The organism is Desulfovibrio sp. ZJ369 (genome assembly GCF_011039085.1).
Taxonomy (GTDB): Bacteria; Desulfobacterota; Desulfovibrionia; order Desulfovibrionales; family Desulfovibrionaceae; genus Desulfovibrio.
This window is the reverse complement of sequence record NZ_JAAKEI010000022.1, coordinates 13,534-28,380: the sequence shown is the minus strand read 5'-3', so window position 1 is coordinate 28,380 and position 14,847 is coordinate 13,534. Positions and strand designations below refer to the sequence as shown.

Here is a 14,847-nt window from a genome sequence, read left to right as displayed (position 1 = left end):
CGTTGATTTTCTGCTCTTGATACTTATCTCTGACAGATTAGCCCGCAAAGACGGGCGGCCCGCGGGCCGCCAGGGAATTGCACGCAACAAGGCCGGCGCGCGCGAAAAGCCCGGAAAAGCCGGAGAGCCGGCAAAAGCCGCTTCGCTGCGAGGGATTCACCTTTAGGATGATTTTCTAAAAAATTCGTTTTGAATTTCAGATGGTTGCAATATCATTTTTAGAGCGGTTTGCTGTTGAAAACGGCAACCGCTCTGGCGGCCGCGGAGCGGACGCCCGCGCCGAATGAGCCTGAAAACCACGCTTTTCAGGCGCTTGTCCCGCTTGCGGGGAAATGATGGCAGCGCCGCTTTTGAATATTGAATAATTTCAAAAGCAAAATGCTCTAGTGAAGGCGTGAAAGTCTCCCCGCTGCGGCCTTGTTGCCTTGCGTCGCAGCCTTTGCTAGTATGGTGCGCTTGAATATCTCTTACCCGGAGCAACACGAACATGGCCAAAAAGCCTGCCCTGACCCCTGAAGACGCCCGTGCCGAAGCGTTGGGCACCGCCTTGTCCACCATTGAGCGCAAATACGGCAAGGGCGCGGTGATGAAACTCTCCGACGAGGCTCATGTCAGCGTGCCCGTGATTCCCACGGGTTCCATCGGCCTGGACCTGGCCCTTGGCGTGGGCGGGATTCCGCGCGGACGCATCTCCGAAATTTTCGGGCCCGAGTCCTCGGGCAAAACCACCCTGACCCTGCATATTATTGCCGAATGTCAGAAAATGGGCGGCACCTGCGCGTTTGTGGACGCCGAGCACGCCCTGGACGTGGGCTACGCCAGGCGCCTGGGCGTGAATACCGACGAGCTGCTCATTTCCCAGCCGGATTACGGCGAGCAGGCTCTGGACATCGCGGACATGCTGGTGCGATCGGGCGCCGTGGATCTGGTGGTTGTGGATTCGGTGGCCGCCCTGATCCCCCAGGCCGAGCTGGAGGGCGACATGGGCGAAACCCAGGTCGGCGGTCACGCCCGGCTCATGTCCCATGCCATGCGTCGCCTGACCGGCACCATTCACAAGTCCCGCACCTCGGTGATCTTCATCAACCAGATCCGCATGAAGATCGGCGTGCAGGGCTACGGCAGCCCGGAAACCACCACCGGCGGCAACGCGCTCAAGTTCTATTCCTCGGTGCGTTTGGACATCCGCCGCATTCAGACCCTGAAGGACAAAGAGGAATCTTTCGGCTCGCGCACCAAGGTCAAAGTGGTCAAGAACAAGATGGCTCCGCCGTTCCGCAGCGCTGTTTTCGACATTCTCTACGGCCAGGGCATCTCGCGTTCAGGCGAGTTGCTGGATCTGGGCATTGAGGCCAAGATCATCGAGCAGAGCGGCTCCTGGTTCGCCTTCGGGGCCGAAAAGCTGGGCCAGGGCCGGGAAAAGGTGCGCGCCCTGCTGGACGAAAATGCAGATCTGCGCAATCAGATCGAAGCAAAGGTCATTGATTTTCTGGGCATGCACCCCAAGGAATTCGTGCCCACCTCCGAGGATCTGAAAGAAAGCGCGGCTGCCGCTGACGCGGCCTTGCCGGGCACGCCTGAGTACGAGTAATTGCCCGGGCCGGAAAGCGCGCTTTCCGGCCCATGCTCCTTCCTGAAATCCTGACGGGTTTCGGGACAATCCCCTTCCGGCGGAGCAGCCGGCGCGGGCCGCGGGCCCGGGTGACCGCTCCGGCCGGACCCAGCTTTGCCAAGGAGCCCCTTATGCTCACCGCCACGGAAATCCGCCGCCGCTACCTGGACTTTTTTCACCGCCACCAGCACGAAATCGTGCCTTCCGGCCCGCTGATCCCGCCCGATGATCCCAGCCTGCTGTTTACCAACGCGGGCATGGTGCAGTTCAAAAAGCTCTTTCTGGGAGAGGAAAAACGCGCCTACAGCCGGGCGGCAAGCTGCCAGAAATGCCTGCGCGTGTCCGGCAAGCACAATGACCTGGAAAATGTGGGCCGCACCGCGCGCCACCATACCTTTTTTGAAATGCTGGGCAATTTTTCCTTTGGCGATTACTTCAAGCGCGAGGCCATTGCCTGGGCCTGGGAATTTGTCACTGAAGAACTGCAATTGCCCAGGGAAAAGCTTTGGGTCACGGTCTTTCGCGAGGATGACGAGGCTGCCGCCCTCTGGCGGGAGATCGCGCAGCTCCCGCCGGAGCGCATCGTGCGCATGGGCGAAAAGGACAATTTCTGGACCATGGGCGATACAGGCCCCTGCGGCCCCTGCTCGGAAATCTACATCGATCAGGGCGAGGACATGGCCTGCGGGCCGGACTGCGGCATCGGCAAGTGCGACTGCGACCGTTTTCTGGAAATCTGGAATCTGGTCTTCACCCAGTTCGACCAGGCGGCCGACGGCAGCCGCGCGCTGCTGGCCGCGCCCAATATCGACACGGGCATGGGGCTGGAGCGCATCGCCGCCGTCTGTCAGGGCAAACGCTCCAATTTCGACTGTGATCTGTTTCAGGAAATCATTCAGTATGCGGCCGGGCTCGCGGGCGTGACCTACAGCTTCAGCGCGCCGGACGCCAACGACGTGGACACGGCCTTGCGCGTGATTGCCGATCACAGCCGGGCCGCGGCTTTTCTGATTGCCGACGGCGTGCTGCCCTCCAACGAGAGCCGGGGCTATGTGCTGCGCCGCCTGATCCGGCGGGCCCTGCGCTTTGCCACGCTCATGGGCGTGCACGAGCCCTTTCTGCACAAAGTGGCCCGCAAGGTCACGGAAGTCATGGCGGATGCCTATCCCGAACTGTCGGCCAACGCGGCCTTCATTGAGCGCGCGGTTTTCGAGGAAGAGCAGCGCTTCTCCCTGACGCTGGAAAAGGGCCTGCATCTGCTGGACGAGGAATTGCAGCGGCTCGCGGCCGCGGGGCTGACGCAGATCCCCGGCGATTTCTGTTTCAGGCTGTATGATACCTACGGTTTCCCCCTGGATATCGTCACGGACGTGGCGGGCCGGCGCGGCTTCACTGCCGACGCGTCCGGCTTTGAGGATTATATGCGCGAGCAGCGCCAGCGGGCCCGCGATCATCAGAAAAAAGGCGGTCTGCTGGGGCAGGGCGCGGGCGAGGGCGGCGAAGCGGCCAAAGCTCTGGCGCGTTTGGCTGCCGATGGCCTGCAAAGCCGTTTTGTGGGGTATGAAAGCCTTACGGCCGAGAGCCGGATCATTGCGCTTTTGGATCTCCACGGCCAACCCGCAACCATGCTGGGCGAAGGGCAGAAGGGTTTCGTGGTGACCGCCCAAACTCCCTTTTACGGCGAGGGCGGCGGCCAGGCCGGAGATCTTGGCCTGCTCTCCTCCGCGTCGGGCCAGGCCAGGGTGCTGACGGCCCGCAAACCCGCGCCGGAGCTCATTGTGCTTGAAGTTGAAACCTTCCGGGGCGAACTGCACGCGGATCAGGAAGCGCGCCTTGCCGTGGATGAAGACAGCCGCCAGGCCACGGCCCGCAACCATACCTGCACGCATCTGCTGCACGCGGCCCTGCGCCGGGTGCTGGGCAGTCACGTCAGGCAGGCCGGTTCTCTGGTGGACAGCCACCGCCTGCGCTTTGACTTTTCGCACATCGCGGCTCTGAAGCCCGAGGAACTGGCCGCGGTGGAGCGCGACGTAAACCGCGCCATTCTGGCGGATCTGCCGGTGACGGCGCGGGAAATGCCGCGCGAGCAGGCCCTGGCCGCGGGGGCTATGGCCCTGTTCGGCGAAAAATACGGCGAGACCGTGCGCGTGCTCAGCGTGGGCGCGGAGGATGCCCCGGAATCCGTGGAACTTTGCGGCGGCACGCATTTGAGCCGCACCGGCCAGGCCGGTTCCTTCCTGATCCTGGCGGAAAGCGGCGTGGCCGCCGGAACCCGCCGCATTGAGGCCGTCACCGGCTGGAACGCCTATGGGCTGGCCGTGGAGCAGCGCGCGGAGCTGAGCGATCTTGCCGCCCTGCTCAAAGCCCGTCCCGGTCAGTTGCGTGAGCGCCTGCAAAGCCTGCAAACGGATCTCAAAAAATTGCGCAAAGCCTCGGAAAAAGCCGCGGCCGCTCCGGCCACGGGCGCGGATCTGCTGCGGCAGATCGAGGAAATCAACGGCGTGCGCGTGCTGGCCGCGCGTCTGGAAAATGTGCCGATCAAAGCCCTGCGCGAGATCATGGACGACGTGCGCTCGCGGCTGACGTCGGGGGTGGCCTGCCTTGCCAGCGTCGAAGACGGCAAAGTGGGTTTGTTGCTCCATGTTTCCAGGGATCTGCACGGGCGTTTCACGGCCCCCGCTCTGATCAGGGAAGTGGCCGCGCCAGTGGGCGGCGCGGGCGGCGGACGCCCGGATCTGGCCCAGGCCGGAGGCAACAGGGTCGAGGGCCTGGATCAGGCCTTTGCCGCGTTGAAGGCCTTGATCGGCAACTAGCAGCAAGCAAAATATATATTGTTTCACCGGAGCCGGCGCGTGTGTCGCGCGCTGCGCTTCGCAACCCCAGGATACCCTCAGGATACCCTTATGATAGGCATTTCCAAATTGTACTGCGGGCAGGTAGAGCCTTCGGACGCGCTGCGCTACGGCCGCGAATCCGGCAAACTGCCTTCGCATCTGCTGCAGTTTTCCAGGGACAAAAAGCCGGTCATTGTCTGGAACATGACGCAGCGCTGCAATCTGAAGTGCGTGCATTGCTATGCGCATGCCGTGGAAGTGGACGGCACGGACGACATCAACACCGGGCAGGCCAGGGCCATGATCGACGATCTGGCGGCCTTCGGCGCGCCGGTGATGCTTTTTTCCGGCGGCGAACCTCTGGTGCGCAACGATCTGGTGGAGCTGGCCAGCCACGCCACAGCCAGGGGCATGCGCGCGGTGATCTCCACCAACGGCACGCTGATCACCCCGCAGAAGGCGCGCGAGCTCAAGGCGGTGGGCCTCTCCTATGTGGGCATTTCGCTGGACGGCATGGAAGAAGTGCACGATCATTTCCGCTGCGTGCCCGGCGCGTTCAAAAAGGCCTTGCAGGGCATTGCCAATTGTCAGGCCGAAGGCCTGAAAGTGGGCCTGCGTTTTACCATCAACAAGCGCAATGTGGCGGAAATCCCCGGCATCTTCCGTCTGCTCAGGGAATTGGAAGTGCCGCGGGCCTGCTTCTATCATCTGGTGTATTCGGGCCGGGGCTCGGCATTGATCAAGGAAGATCTGGATCATGCCGAAACCCGCGCCGTGCTGGATCTGATCATGGATGAAACCCGCGCGCTTTTTGAGGCGGGGCATCCCAAGGAAATATTGACCGTGGACAATCACGCCGACGGCCCCTACGTCTGGATGCGCCTGAAGCGCGAGGATCCCAAACGGGCCGAGGAAGTTTTTGAGTTGTTGCAGTACAACGAGGGCAATAATTCGGGCCGGGGCATCGGCTGTATTTCCTGGGACGGCAAGGTACACGCGGATCAGTTCTGGCGCGGGCATGTCTTCGGCAACGTGCTGGAGCGGCCTTTCTCGCAGATCTGGGATGACCCGTCCATTGAGCTGCTGCACAAACTCAAGAACAAGAAGGCCCATGTGAAGGGCCGCTGCGCCAAATGCCGCTACCTCAACATCTGCGGCGGCAACTTCCGGGCCCGGGCCGAAGCCTTTTACGGGGACGAATGGGCGCAGGATCCGGCCTGCTATCTTACCGATGAAGAGATCGGCCTGTAGGCATCCGGCCATCAGCTCCCTCAAGGAAGTGTGGATTATGACGACTCCATTCCATCGCGGCCGCCGCCTGCGCCGGACCCCGGAACTCCGCAATCTGGTGCGCCAGACCGGGCCTTTGCCGGCGGAAGACCTGATCATGCCCTACTTTGTGGTGGAAAGCGAAGACAAATCCTTCCGCAAAGAAGTCCCTTCCATGCCCGGCCAGTTCCAGCTCTCTCTGGGCGAGCTGGAAAAACAGGTGGAAAAGGCCGTGGACACAGGCCTTGCGGCCGTTCTGCTTTTCGGCATTCCGGCCAAAAAGGACGAAAAGGCCAGCGGCGCCTATGCCGAGCAGGGCATTGTGCAGCAGGCCGTGCGGCGTCTCAAGAAACGCTGGCCCAGGCTTCTGGTGATCACCGATGTCTGCCTGTGCGAGTACATGAGCCACGGCCACTGCGGCGTGCTGATGCCGGACGGCGCGGTGCTCAATGATCCCACCCTGCCCCTGCTGGCCAGAACCGCGCTCAGCCATGCGGCCGCCGGGGCGGACATGGTGGCCCCCTCCGACATGATGGACGGGCGCGTGGCGGCCATCCGTCAGGCTCTGGACGAAGGCGGTTTCAGCATGACGCCCATCATGTCCTATGCCGTGAAGTACGCTTCCGCCTATTACGGGCCCTTCCGCGACGCGGCGGAGTCGGCTCCGGCCGCCGGGGATCGCAAATCCTATCAGATGGATCCGGGCAACGCCCGCGAGGCCCTGATTGAAGCGCGCGCGGATCTCGCCGAAGGCGCGGATGCGCTGATCGTCAAGCCCGCCGGGCCGTATTCCGACATCATCCGCCTGGTGCGCGAGCATGTGGACGTGCCGCTCTGCGCGTATCAGGTCAGCGGCGAGTACGCCATGATCCGCGCGGCCGGGCTCAATGGCTGGATCGACGAGCGCGCGGTCATGCTGGAATCCTTGCTCGGCCTCAGGCGCGCGGGCGCGGATATGCTGATTACCTATTTCGCCGAGGAAATACTTCGGCAAAGGCTGGCGCGCTGATGCACGAACATGATCGCCTCGGCGGGCATCCGGGCACAGGGCCGCGCGTTCTGGAGGACGGCAGCCCGGCCTGCCGTCTGGTGGCTTGGGAAGTGACGCGCTCCTGCAATCTGGCCTGCAAACACTGCCGGGCCGAGGCCCATCCCGATCCCTATCCCGGCGAGCTGTCCACACGCGAGGCAAAGGCGCTGATCGATACGTTCCCGCAGGTGGGCAATCCGATCATCATCTTCACCGGCGGGGATCCCATGATCCGGCCGGACGTTTACGAGCTGGTGGCCTATACCCATGCCAGGGGCCTGATCTGCGCCTTTTCGCCCAACGGCACGCTGATCACTCCTGAAAACGCCAAAAAACTCAAGGCCGCCGGTGTTGATCGCTGCTCCATTTCCATTGACGGGGCCGACGCCGCAAGTCATGACGCCTTCCGGGGCGTGCCCGGCGCGTTTGACGCCAGCCTGCGCGGCATCGGCTATCTCAAGGATGCGGGCCTGCCCTTTCAGATCAACACCACCGTGACCCGCAACAATCTCGCCAGTTTCAGGAAGATTTTCGATCTCTGCGAGCGCATTGGGGCCGCGGCCTGGCATATCTTTCTGCTGGTCCCCATGGGTCGGGCCTCAGGCCTTGCGGATCAGGTGATCACGGCCCAGGAATATGAAGACGTGCTGCACTGGCTCTATGATTTCCGCAAGGGCACAAGCATGCACCTGAAGGCCACCTGCGCGCCGCATTACTACCGGATCATGCGCCAGCGCGCGCATGAGGAGGGCATTGCCGTCACGCCGGAAACATTCGGCATGGACGCCATGACCCGCGGCTGCCTGGGAGGCACGGGCTTTTGCTTCATCAGCCATACGGGTCAGGTGCAGCCCTGCGGCTATCTGGAACTTGATTGCGGCAATGTGCGCGAAACGCCTTTTCCGCAAATCTGGCGCGAGAGCGCGTATTTCCGGCAATTCCGCGATCAGTCCTGTTACAAGGGCAAGTGCGGCGTGTGCGAGTTTCACAAGGTCTGCGGCGGCTGCCGCGCCAGGGCGCAGAGCATGGACGGGGATCACATGGGGCAGGAGCCCTTGTGCACATACATACCCGCCAGATTGCGCTGAAGAGCCGCAGGCCGGCCAGAAATACGGCACTCTCGCCGGCCCTGCCGACCGGCGCAGGCATGCGGGCCTGGTTGAGAGCATTTTCAAAGAGAAAATGCTCTAGGATCGGCAAGAACGCAACAACAGCAACGCAGGACCGCAGAATGCAAGAGCACCCTCCCGCCGCGCAGGGCCAGTTGGACAGCCTGGACAGGCAATTGCTGGACATTATTCAGACGGACTTTCCTCTTGATCCGCGCCCGTACGCGGTACTGGGGCAGCGCTTGGGCATTTCCGAGGAGCAGGCCCTGGAACGCGTGCGGGCCTTGCGCGTCAAAAAAATCATCCGCCGCCTGGGGGCCAATTTCCAGTCTGCCAAACTGGGCTTCGTGTCCACGCTCTGCGCCGCCAAAGTGCCTGATGCAAAGCTGGAAACATTCATCAGCGAGGTCAATGCCCAGCCGGGTGTGACGCACAATTATTTGCGCGATCACAGCTACAATGTCTGGTTTACGCTGATCAGCCCCTCGCGCGAGCAGGCGCGGAAAATTCTGGACCAGATCAGCGCGCGCACCGGCATCGTCATTCTTGACCTGCCCGCCACAAAATTCTTTAAAATCCGCGTGGACTTCCGTATGCAGGAAGAAGAGTAGAGCAGTTTCACTGTGAAACTGCCCTGCCGACGCCAGCGCGCCGGCAACGCTCCCGGCGGCAACGGGCAGAGCGAAGCCGTGCCCGCAGCGGGCGCATGTGCCGACAGCTTCGCCAGGCCCTTTTGCGCGCCCTGCGTTTACTTTTCGGAAAAGAGAACCAGGGCAATCAGCTCCAGATCGTCTGGCCCGTCATTGAGCAGGGCATGTTCTTCGCCGTCACGGCACACGGTCACGTCGCCGGCCCTGACCGTGGTTTGAGTGCCGTTGTCGTCGTACAGGCCCTGGCCTTTGAGGATGAAAAAAACCTCAAAGTCGCCGTTGTGGCGGTGCCTGCCCACCGCGTCGCCGGGCCGCAGCAGCACATGATTGTACAAGCGCCCGTGATTCTCAAGCTCATCCGCGTTCAGGAGCTTGGTGAAATGGGCCATACCCGGCCCGCCGAACATGATTTTATCCAGTTTTTCCCGTTGATCTGCGCGACGGATCATCTCTTTCTCCTTTGTTGTGTCAGGGTTTGGACGCGCTCCAGGCCGGATCCGCTTTGCCGCAAAAAATGCCCTACGCGGTCTGCGACATCTCCTTTTCTGCCGCCTCCCCGGCCGTGCTTTGTCTGTCCGGATCAGCGCTTTTTCCGGCGGGGGCGTCCGCGGTTTTGCGGCGCATGGGCCTGCGCGGCGGGCGTCTGCCCCCGGCGCGGCGATCGGGCGCGACCCTGGCAGGGCGGCCAGACCGGGGCATCTCCCTGACATGCACGTCCAGTTGCGGGAAAGCCACTTCAATCTTGTGCTCTCTGAACTGCCTGTCGATTTCCAGGCGGATTTCCGAGGTCGTGGAGAGGCCCACGTCATAATCACGCACCCAGAAGCGCAAGGTGAAGTTCAGGCTGCTGGCCGCGAAATCGTCAAACGTCACTGACGGCGTGGGGTATTTGAGCACATTCTCGTGCGCGTTGGCAATGGCAAGCATCAGCTTCATGACCAGGGCCGTGTTGGAGCCATAAGCCACGCCCACCACAATGTCGCGCCGCACCGTGCGGCTGTTGCGCGTCCAGTTGATCAGGCGGTTGGACACAAATTCGGAATTGGGCACATAAATGAGGGCGTTGTCAAAGGTTTCGACCGTGGTGGCGCGCACGCTGATTTTGCGCACCTTGCCGGTGATCGGGCCCACTTCCACCACGTCTCCGGCCTGTAGCGTGCGGCTGAAAATCAGGATCAGGCCGGAAAGAAAGTTGTTGACGATGGTCTGCATGCCGAAGCCGATGCCCACGGAAAGGCCGCCGGCCACAATGGCCAGATTGCTCAGTTCCATGCCCAGGGCCCGCAGCGCGAACAGGCCGAAAATGGCCCACACCGCATAGGTGAAGGCCGTTTGCATGGGCGGTATCAGCGTGGCGTCGATTTGCAGGCCCTGCCTGGGCAGCCCGGCCAGAAAGCGCGTGCCCATGGCCACGGCCGTGCGCGCAAGGTAAAAAACGCTGATGATCAGCAGCACCTGAATGATATTGAAGCGGGTAGCGCCCACATTGACGCCTTCAAGCACATAATGGCCCAGCAGATACATGCCGCCGGGCAGGGTTCCCACCCAAAGGGAGACGCCCACCACGGCCACCACCAGCACCACAGGCGCGGCCAGGGCCACCAGCAGATGCGAGACTGCCGCGCGCGCTCCTTCCCTGGGCAGATGCTCGTTGATGTTGCCGATCAGGGCCATGCCGCCCAGACAGAGCTCAAGGGCCAGGGAGCAGGAGACAAAGAGCAGATAAAGAATCATGCTGTAGATATGCAGGCCCAGCAGCGCCAGCACCAGACAGATCCAGAGGATGATCGTGTCGCTGTCCAGGACGGCGGACTCCAGTTGCAGAGGGCCGAAACTCTCCTTTGTGCGGCGGCGCGCGCGCAGCAGGGCGACAATGACCAGGCCCAGCCAGATCAGCAGCACCAGAGGTTTGATCAGGGGCAGGTAGAGCAGGGCATAGGCGCAGAAGGTGAGCGGCATGAGCCGCCAGAACGGCGCGCGGACGCGGCCCACTTCGGGATACTTGAGCAGGCGCAGATCCCAGGCCAGAAAAACCTGACCCGCGATAATGCTCAAATTGCCCAGCGCCAGAAAAAGACGGTAAAACTCGCCCGTGGCGGACACGGAGCTGCCCAGCAGGGCCAGGCCCAGGCAGAGCCAGGGCAGGCTGACGCGGAAAATATGGCGTTTTATGGGGCTGGAATTCTTGCTGATCCAACGCCGGTAGAGCATAAGGACGAGCAGGCCGACAAAGAAGAGTCCGAGCAGAAAACGCAGCACGGCCGTGCCCCACTGCTCCGCGCTCGCCGGCATTTCCACGGGCAGGCGCAAGGTCATGCCCTGTAGCGAATAGCTCATCTGCTGGCCGAAATCCGACCAGACCGTGGCGCTCAGCCAGGGCACCGGACTTTGCAGGTAATAGTCTTTCCAGAGCAGCGGCAACCTGGCGCCGATCTCCTTCTGGACCTGCTCCAGCTTTGCGAGCAGGGCCAGAGAAGGCGCCAGCGCCGAATTATATTGGGCCAGCACGGCTGTGAGCCGCAGGCGGGCCTGGGCAATGTCCCTGGCATAGCTCTGCATCTCCTTGCTCACCCGCCCGTCGTGCAGATCGCCCGGCAGGCTGTCGCCCAGATAGCTTACGCGCTCCAGCAGAGCCTGGGCTTCGGAACGGGCCAACAGGACCGGCTCCAGCATCTGCCGCACCTTCAGGGTGGCGACCGTGATCCGGCGGCTCACGGCCTCCATGGGGTTGGGCCAGTTTTTGAAGGTATTGGCCAGCACCAGCAGGCGGCGGGCTTCTTCCTCATACGGCTGAACTTTTTTTGTGAGCTGGGTCGCCTGGTTGTTGAAGTTCTCGCTCATTTTCGCGGCGGTCTCATCGATTTCGGTGAGCATGCTGCGTTGCCCGGCCCAGACTTGCTCCCAGGGATCATGCTCCGGCGCGGCGGGTTGTGCCGCAGCCTGGGTTTCGGCCTGCGCCGCGTCGGCTGTTTTTTCCCCGCCCTGTTCCGCGGCGGCCGCGGCAGGGGGATCGGCAGCAGCGGCCGCCGGGTCGGAAGCGCGGCTGGCGGCCTGGGAAAGAAGCGGCAGGCCCGTCAGGCCCCATACCAAAAGCAAGATCAAAGTAAACTGGCGCATAGTATCCTCAAAGACCGCACAAGACGCGCGGATGAAAGAATTTTGGAGCGCGGTCGCGCAACGGGATCCGGCACAGCATGCCGCAAGCTCATTGCCGCGCCCGGCAAAACACTTGTGTGCAACAGCGCAAGAACCGTGGACCGCGAAGGCGCAGGCGCAATGTATTTTCGCCGTTACGCGCCGGAGCGAGCGTTTCAAAAGTAATATGCACCAGAGATGCGCGCCGCGATATGTCGCAGTGCAACCTCTGTGCAACGGCCCCGGCCTTTATAGATACGCCAAGAGGCGGATATTGAAAAGCCGTGGCGCGCGGCGATCTTTACAAGGCAGACGCATGGCGTCATACTTCCGGCATGGAAGCCGTCAATTCCCTCACCGGCCCGGCCGGGCTCAAAGCCGGCCAGGCAGTGATTCCCGTGGCGCTGCTGCATTGCCCGGACTATGCTGCGCCCGATCTGGCCCGCATTGCGGCCCAGGCTCTGGAAGCCGGGGAGGTGCGCGTCAGTGCGGGCGCGCGGGTGCTGGTCAAGCCCAATCTGGTCACGGCCCAGGCCCTGGCCTGCACTGATCCGCGCGTGGTCGCGGCGGCCTGCGCCTGGCTGCTGGATCAGGGCGCGCGCGTGCAGGTGGCCGATTCCCCCGGCTTCGGATCGGCGGCCTCCGTGGCCCGTGCCGTGGGCCTGGCGCAGGAGCTCAAGGCCCTGGGGCTTGCGGTCAGCTCTCTGGACAGGCCTGTGCCCTTGCGGCTTGACACGGGAGCCTGCTTCAAGGTTGCGCGGCAGGCCCTGGAGTGCGATCTGATTTTGTCCGTGCCCCGGGTCAAGGCTCACGGCCAGATGCTTGTCACCCTGGCCGTGAAGAATCTCTTCGGCTGCGTCAGTGGTCTGCGCAAAGCCCTGATCCACGCGCGCGAGGGGCGGCAGCCGCGTTATTTTGCGGATTGTCTGGCGGCGCTCTGGGCGGCTCTGCCGCCTGTGGCCGGGCTGGCCGACGGCGTGAGGGCCATGCACGTCACAGGGCCCAGCCGGGGCAGGCCATTCGCGTTGCGGCTGATGGGCGCGAGCGCCTCGGCCGTGGCTCTGGACAGGGCCCTGTGCGCCGTGCTGGGCCTGGATTTCGGCGCCACGCCGCTGGGCGCGGCCCTGGAGCGGCGCGCAGCCGCGGGAAGCTCCCTGTTTTATCCTCTGCTCCAGCCTGGGGGCTTTGACGCGCGGGGCTTTGAGCTGCCCGGCGAGCTCGCGCATACCTCCTTTCACCCGGCGCGCTGCGTCAAAAGTTGCGCGCGCCGCATCTGGGCCCGGCTTGCCGGAGCGCGCTCCAAAGGGTGAAGCCCGGACGGGCGCAGCGCGCCTTTGCAACGCCGCGCCCGGCGGGACCGGCCACAGCGCGGCCTGCCGCTTTTTCAGGAAGATCCCGATCTTGTTTTGTAAAAGGAGATTGCCATGCCCGTGATTCTGCCCGGCCAGACAGATCTGTACGCCCTCACCGACGCGCGCCTTTCCCTGGGCCGACCGCTGGCAGATGTGGCCCAGGCCCTGCTGGACGCCGGAGTGCGCATCCTGCAATATCGCGAGAAAAAGCTCAAAGCCGGGCAAATGCTTGAGGAGTGCCGCCTGCTCCGCCGCCTGACCCGTGAGGCCGGAGCCTGCTTCATCGTCAATGATCACATCGACATCGCCATGCTGGTGGAGGCCGACGGCGTGCATATCGGCCAGGAGGATCTGCCCCTGCCCGAAGTGCGGCGGCTGGTGGGGCCGAAAATGATCATCGGCCTGTCCACGCATACGCCGGATCAGGCCCGGGCCGCAGTGGCCGCGGGCGCGGATTACATCGGTGTGGGGCCGATCTTCGCCACGCAGACCAAGGAAGACGTGGTGGACCCCGTGGGCTTCGGCTATCTGGATTGGGTGGCGGCGAATATCAGCGTGCCTTTTGTGGCCATCGGCGGGATCAAGGCGCAGAACATCGGCGAGGTTGTGCGCCACGGCGCGCAATGCTGCGCTCTGGTCTCGGAGCTGGTGGGCGCGCCGGATATTCGGGAAAGAGTGGCGGCCGTGCGCCGGGCCATGCGCGCCTGAGCGCGCCCGACGCGGCAGGCGAAAAACACGCCGCGTTTTTAGAGCATTTTGCTCATGAAATGAGCTAAACGCTCTGACAGGGCGAAGCCATGCCCGCCAACGGCTGACGCGCGTGGCGGGCATGGCTTCGCCCTGTCAGGCCGCGATCATTGCAGCGCCTGCCCCACTGCCTGATGGTAACCCCGCAGCCTCTGCTTTTCCTGGCGCGAGCGTTGCAGGCTTGCGCGGACAACCTCCCGCGCTTTGGCGGCTGTGGCCGTCAGATGTTCTTGCAGTTGCGTGAGTTCAATAAGGCGGTTGCGGTATTGGTCGGCGCAGCCGGATTCCAGCACATGCCACGCCATGCTGGTGACTTCGTTGCGCTGTTCCGCCAACGCGACGGCCCTCTCGTACGCTCCGTCTTCCAAGGCCGCCATTTCCTGACGGGCAAGATCCAGAGCCTGATCCAACAAGCATACTCCCTGGCCCATGAGCACTCCTTTCTTTCGTCCTGCCAGAGCGTTTCGCTCATGAAATGAGCAAAACGCTCTATTGGGCGACTCTCTTTGCTATCTGCCGGTGCAGATCCTCGCTGACGACCCGCCATGTCTCGCAAAGCGGCAGGAATTCATATTCCAGCAGATCGGCAAGCAAAATCCAGTCTTCGTTTCCCAGTACCTCGCTCATTTCGGAAAGCAGCGCGGAAAGATTCTCCACTTTCTGAGCAAAGGCCTGATCGTCGCCGCTGAAATAACGCTCGCGCAGCACGCCGAGCATGCTCATGAAATCACGGGTCACGTCCAGCAGATCCTGGAACAGTTCCAGGGCGTCCGTGTCCGAAGCTTCACGGAACAGGCGCGCCACATGCCGCGCGCCGTGCCCCATCATCCGGGCAACTTTATTCATTTCGGCGGCGATATCCACAGCCAGCTCGCTGGCAGGCCGCGAACGCACTTCCACCGAGGTGATCGAATCGCAGGCAATGTCTTCGGCCTGGTGCGGGTAGATTTCCGAAAAGCTTTCATTATTCACGAAAACATCGGTCACCACCCGGTTTTCCATCTTTTCATCGTCCATCAGGTTGGTCAGCATTTCTTCCAGATTGGCGAAGTTGGAAATCTCTTTGCCGCTTTTGCAACCGTCAACAATAATCATACAACCCTCCTTGC

Annotated in this window: 13 protein-coding genes; 8 read left to right on the top strand and 5 right to left on the bottom strand. The window is 62.7% G+C overall.

The window, feature by feature from the left end; genetic code table 11:
• Nucleotides 1-162: 162 nt before the first annotated feature.
• Nucleotides 163-489 carry a hypothetical protein gene (locus tag G7Y51_RS08570; RefSeq protein WP_165176519.1) on the bottom strand — a complete coding sequence of 109 codons (327 nt, stop codon included), beginning with the start codon at nucleotides 487-489 and terminating at the stop codon, nucleotides 163-165.
• Between G7Y51_RS08570 and recA the strand changes: the two genes are divergently transcribed.
• The 6 genes from recA (at nucleotide 488) to G7Y51_RS08540 (ending at nucleotide 8,465) form a co-directional block, all read left to right on the top strand.
• Entirely contained in the window at nucleotides 488-1,591 is a 1,104-nt protein-coding gene (gene recA, locus G7Y51_RS08565; protein ID WP_165176516.1) for a recombinase RecA, read from the top strand. The two genes, G7Y51_RS08570 and recA, sit on opposite strands and share 2 nt — an antisense overlap.
• A 152-nt stretch (nucleotides 1,592-1,743) precedes the next feature.
• A complete protein-coding gene (gene alaS, locus G7Y51_RS08560; protein WP_165176547.1) occupies nucleotides 1,744-4,425 on the top strand; it encodes an alanine--tRNA ligase in 2,682 nt (893 codons plus the stop codon).
• Nucleotides 4,426-4,515: 90 nt separating this feature from the next.
• Nucleotides 4,516-5,697 (top strand): 12,18-didecarboxysiroheme deacetylase, encoded by a 1,182-nt coding sequence (gene ahbC / locus G7Y51_RS08555; RefSeq protein ID WP_165176513.1) that lies wholly within the window; start codon nucleotides 4,516-4,518, stop codon nucleotides 5,695-5,697.
• A gap of 37 nt (nucleotides 5,698-5,734) precedes the next feature.
• The gene (hemB, locus tag G7Y51_RS08550; RefSeq protein ID WP_165176510.1) at nucleotides 5,735-6,724 is read left to right on the top strand and encodes a porphobilinogen synthase; all 990 of its coding nucleotides are present in this window, start codon (nucleotides 5,735-5,737) and stop codon (nucleotides 6,722-6,724) included.
• Entirely contained in the window at nucleotides 6,724-7,833 is a 1,110-nt protein-coding gene (gene ahbD / locus G7Y51_RS08545; RefSeq protein ID WP_165176507.1) for a heme b synthase, read from the top strand. Before hemB ends, ahbD begins: the two co-directional genes overlap by 1 nt.
• A gap of 143 nt (nucleotides 7,834-7,976) precedes the next feature.
• A complete protein-coding gene (locus G7Y51_RS08540) occupies nucleotides 7,977-8,465 on the top strand; it encodes an AsnC family transcriptional regulator (protein ID WP_165176505.1) in 489 nt (162 codons plus the stop codon).
• Between the two features lie 137 nt (nucleotides 8,466-8,602).
• Here the strand turns inward: G7Y51_RS08540 and G7Y51_RS08535 are convergent, their stop codons facing one another.
• Both G7Y51_RS08535 and G7Y51_RS08530 read right to left on the bottom strand, forming a co-directional pair.
• Entirely contained in the window at nucleotides 8,603-8,953 is a 351-nt protein-coding gene (locus tag G7Y51_RS08535) for a cupin domain-containing protein (RefSeq protein WP_165176502.1), read from the bottom strand.
• A gap of 70 nt (nucleotides 8,954-9,023) precedes the next feature.
• Nucleotides 9,024-11,621, bottom strand: a complete 2,598-nt coding sequence (locus G7Y51_RS08530; protein WP_165176499.1) for a mechanosensitive ion channel domain-containing protein — start codon at nucleotides 11,619-11,621, stop codon at nucleotides 9,024-9,026.
• Between the two features lie 302 nt (nucleotides 11,622-11,923).
• Here G7Y51_RS08530 and G7Y51_RS08525 point away from each other — a divergent pair, with 302 nt between their 5' ends.
• Entirely contained in the window at nucleotides 11,924-12,949 is a 1,026-nt protein-coding gene (locus G7Y51_RS08525; RefSeq protein WP_241160181.1) for a DUF362 domain-containing protein, read from the top strand.
• Between the two features lie 114 nt (nucleotides 12,950-13,063).
• The gene (gene thiE, locus G7Y51_RS08520; RefSeq protein ID WP_165176496.1) at nucleotides 13,064-13,699 is read left to right on the top strand and encodes a thiamine phosphate synthase; all 636 of its coding nucleotides are present in this window, start codon (nucleotides 13,064-13,066) and stop codon (nucleotides 13,697-13,699) included.
• Between the two features lie 146 nt (nucleotides 13,700-13,845).
• Here thiE and G7Y51_RS08515 read toward each other — a convergent pair whose 3' ends face one another.
• Both G7Y51_RS08515 and G7Y51_RS08510 read right to left on the bottom strand, forming a co-directional pair.
• Nucleotides 13,846-14,169: a hypothetical protein gene (locus G7Y51_RS08515; RefSeq protein WP_165176493.1), complete on the bottom strand. Its 324-nt coding sequence runs from the start codon at nucleotides 14,167-14,169 to the stop codon at nucleotides 13,846-13,848.
• A gap of 58 nt (nucleotides 14,170-14,227) precedes the next feature.
• Nucleotides 14,228-14,833, bottom strand: a complete 606-nt coding sequence (locus tag G7Y51_RS08510) for a hypothetical protein (protein ID WP_165176491.1) — start codon at nucleotides 14,831-14,833, stop codon at nucleotides 14,228-14,230.
• Between the last annotated feature and the right edge of the window lie 14 nt (nucleotides 14,834-14,847).

What these genes read in the sequence shown, in the direction of transcription:
- G7Y51_RS08530 (WP_165176499.1), bottom strand. Translation starts at nt 11,621, where the DNA reads ATGCGCCAGTTTACTTTGATCTTGCTTTTGGTATGGGGCCTGACGGGC.
- ahbC (WP_165176513.1), top strand. Translation starts at nt 4,516, where the DNA reads ATGATAGGCATTTCCAAATTGTACTGCGGGCAGGTAGAGCCTTCGGAC.
- alaS (WP_165176547.1), top strand. Translation starts at nt 1,744, where the DNA reads ATGCTCACCGCCACGGAAATCCGCCGCCGCTACCTGGACTTTTTTCAC.
- G7Y51_RS08510 (WP_165176491.1), bottom strand. Translation starts at nt 14,833, where the DNA reads ATGATTATTGTTGACGGTTGCAAAAGCGGCAAAGAGATTTCCAACTTC.
- G7Y51_RS08515 (WP_165176493.1), bottom strand. Translation starts at nt 14,169, where the DNA reads ATGGGCCAGGGAGTATGCTTGTTGGATCAGGCTCTGGATCTTGCCCGT.
- ahbD (WP_165176507.1), top strand. Translation starts at nt 6,724, where the DNA reads ATGCACGAACATGATCGCCTCGGCGGGCATCCGGGCACAGGGCCGCGC.
- hemB (WP_165176510.1), top strand. Translation starts at nt 5,735, where the DNA reads ATGACGACTCCATTCCATCGCGGCCGCCGCCTGCGCCGGACCCCGGAA.
- G7Y51_RS08535 (WP_165176502.1), bottom strand. Translation starts at nt 8,953, where the DNA reads ATGATCCGTCGCGCAGATCAACGGGAAAAACTGGATAAAATCATGTTC.
- G7Y51_RS08570 (WP_165176519.1), bottom strand. Translation starts at nt 489, where the DNA reads ATGTTCGTGTTGCTCCGGGTAAGAGATATTCAAGCGCACCATACTAGC.
- thiE (WP_165176496.1), top strand. Translation starts at nt 13,064, where the DNA reads ATGCCCGTGATTCTGCCCGGCCAGACAGATCTGTACGCCCTCACCGAC.
- recA (WP_165176516.1), top strand. Translation starts at nt 488, where the DNA reads ATGGCCAAAAAGCCTGCCCTGACCCCTGAAGACGCCCGTGCCGAAGCG.
- G7Y51_RS08540 (WP_165176505.1), top strand. Translation starts at nt 7,977, where the DNA reads ATGCAAGAGCACCCTCCCGCCGCGCAGGGCCAGTTGGACAGCCTGGAC.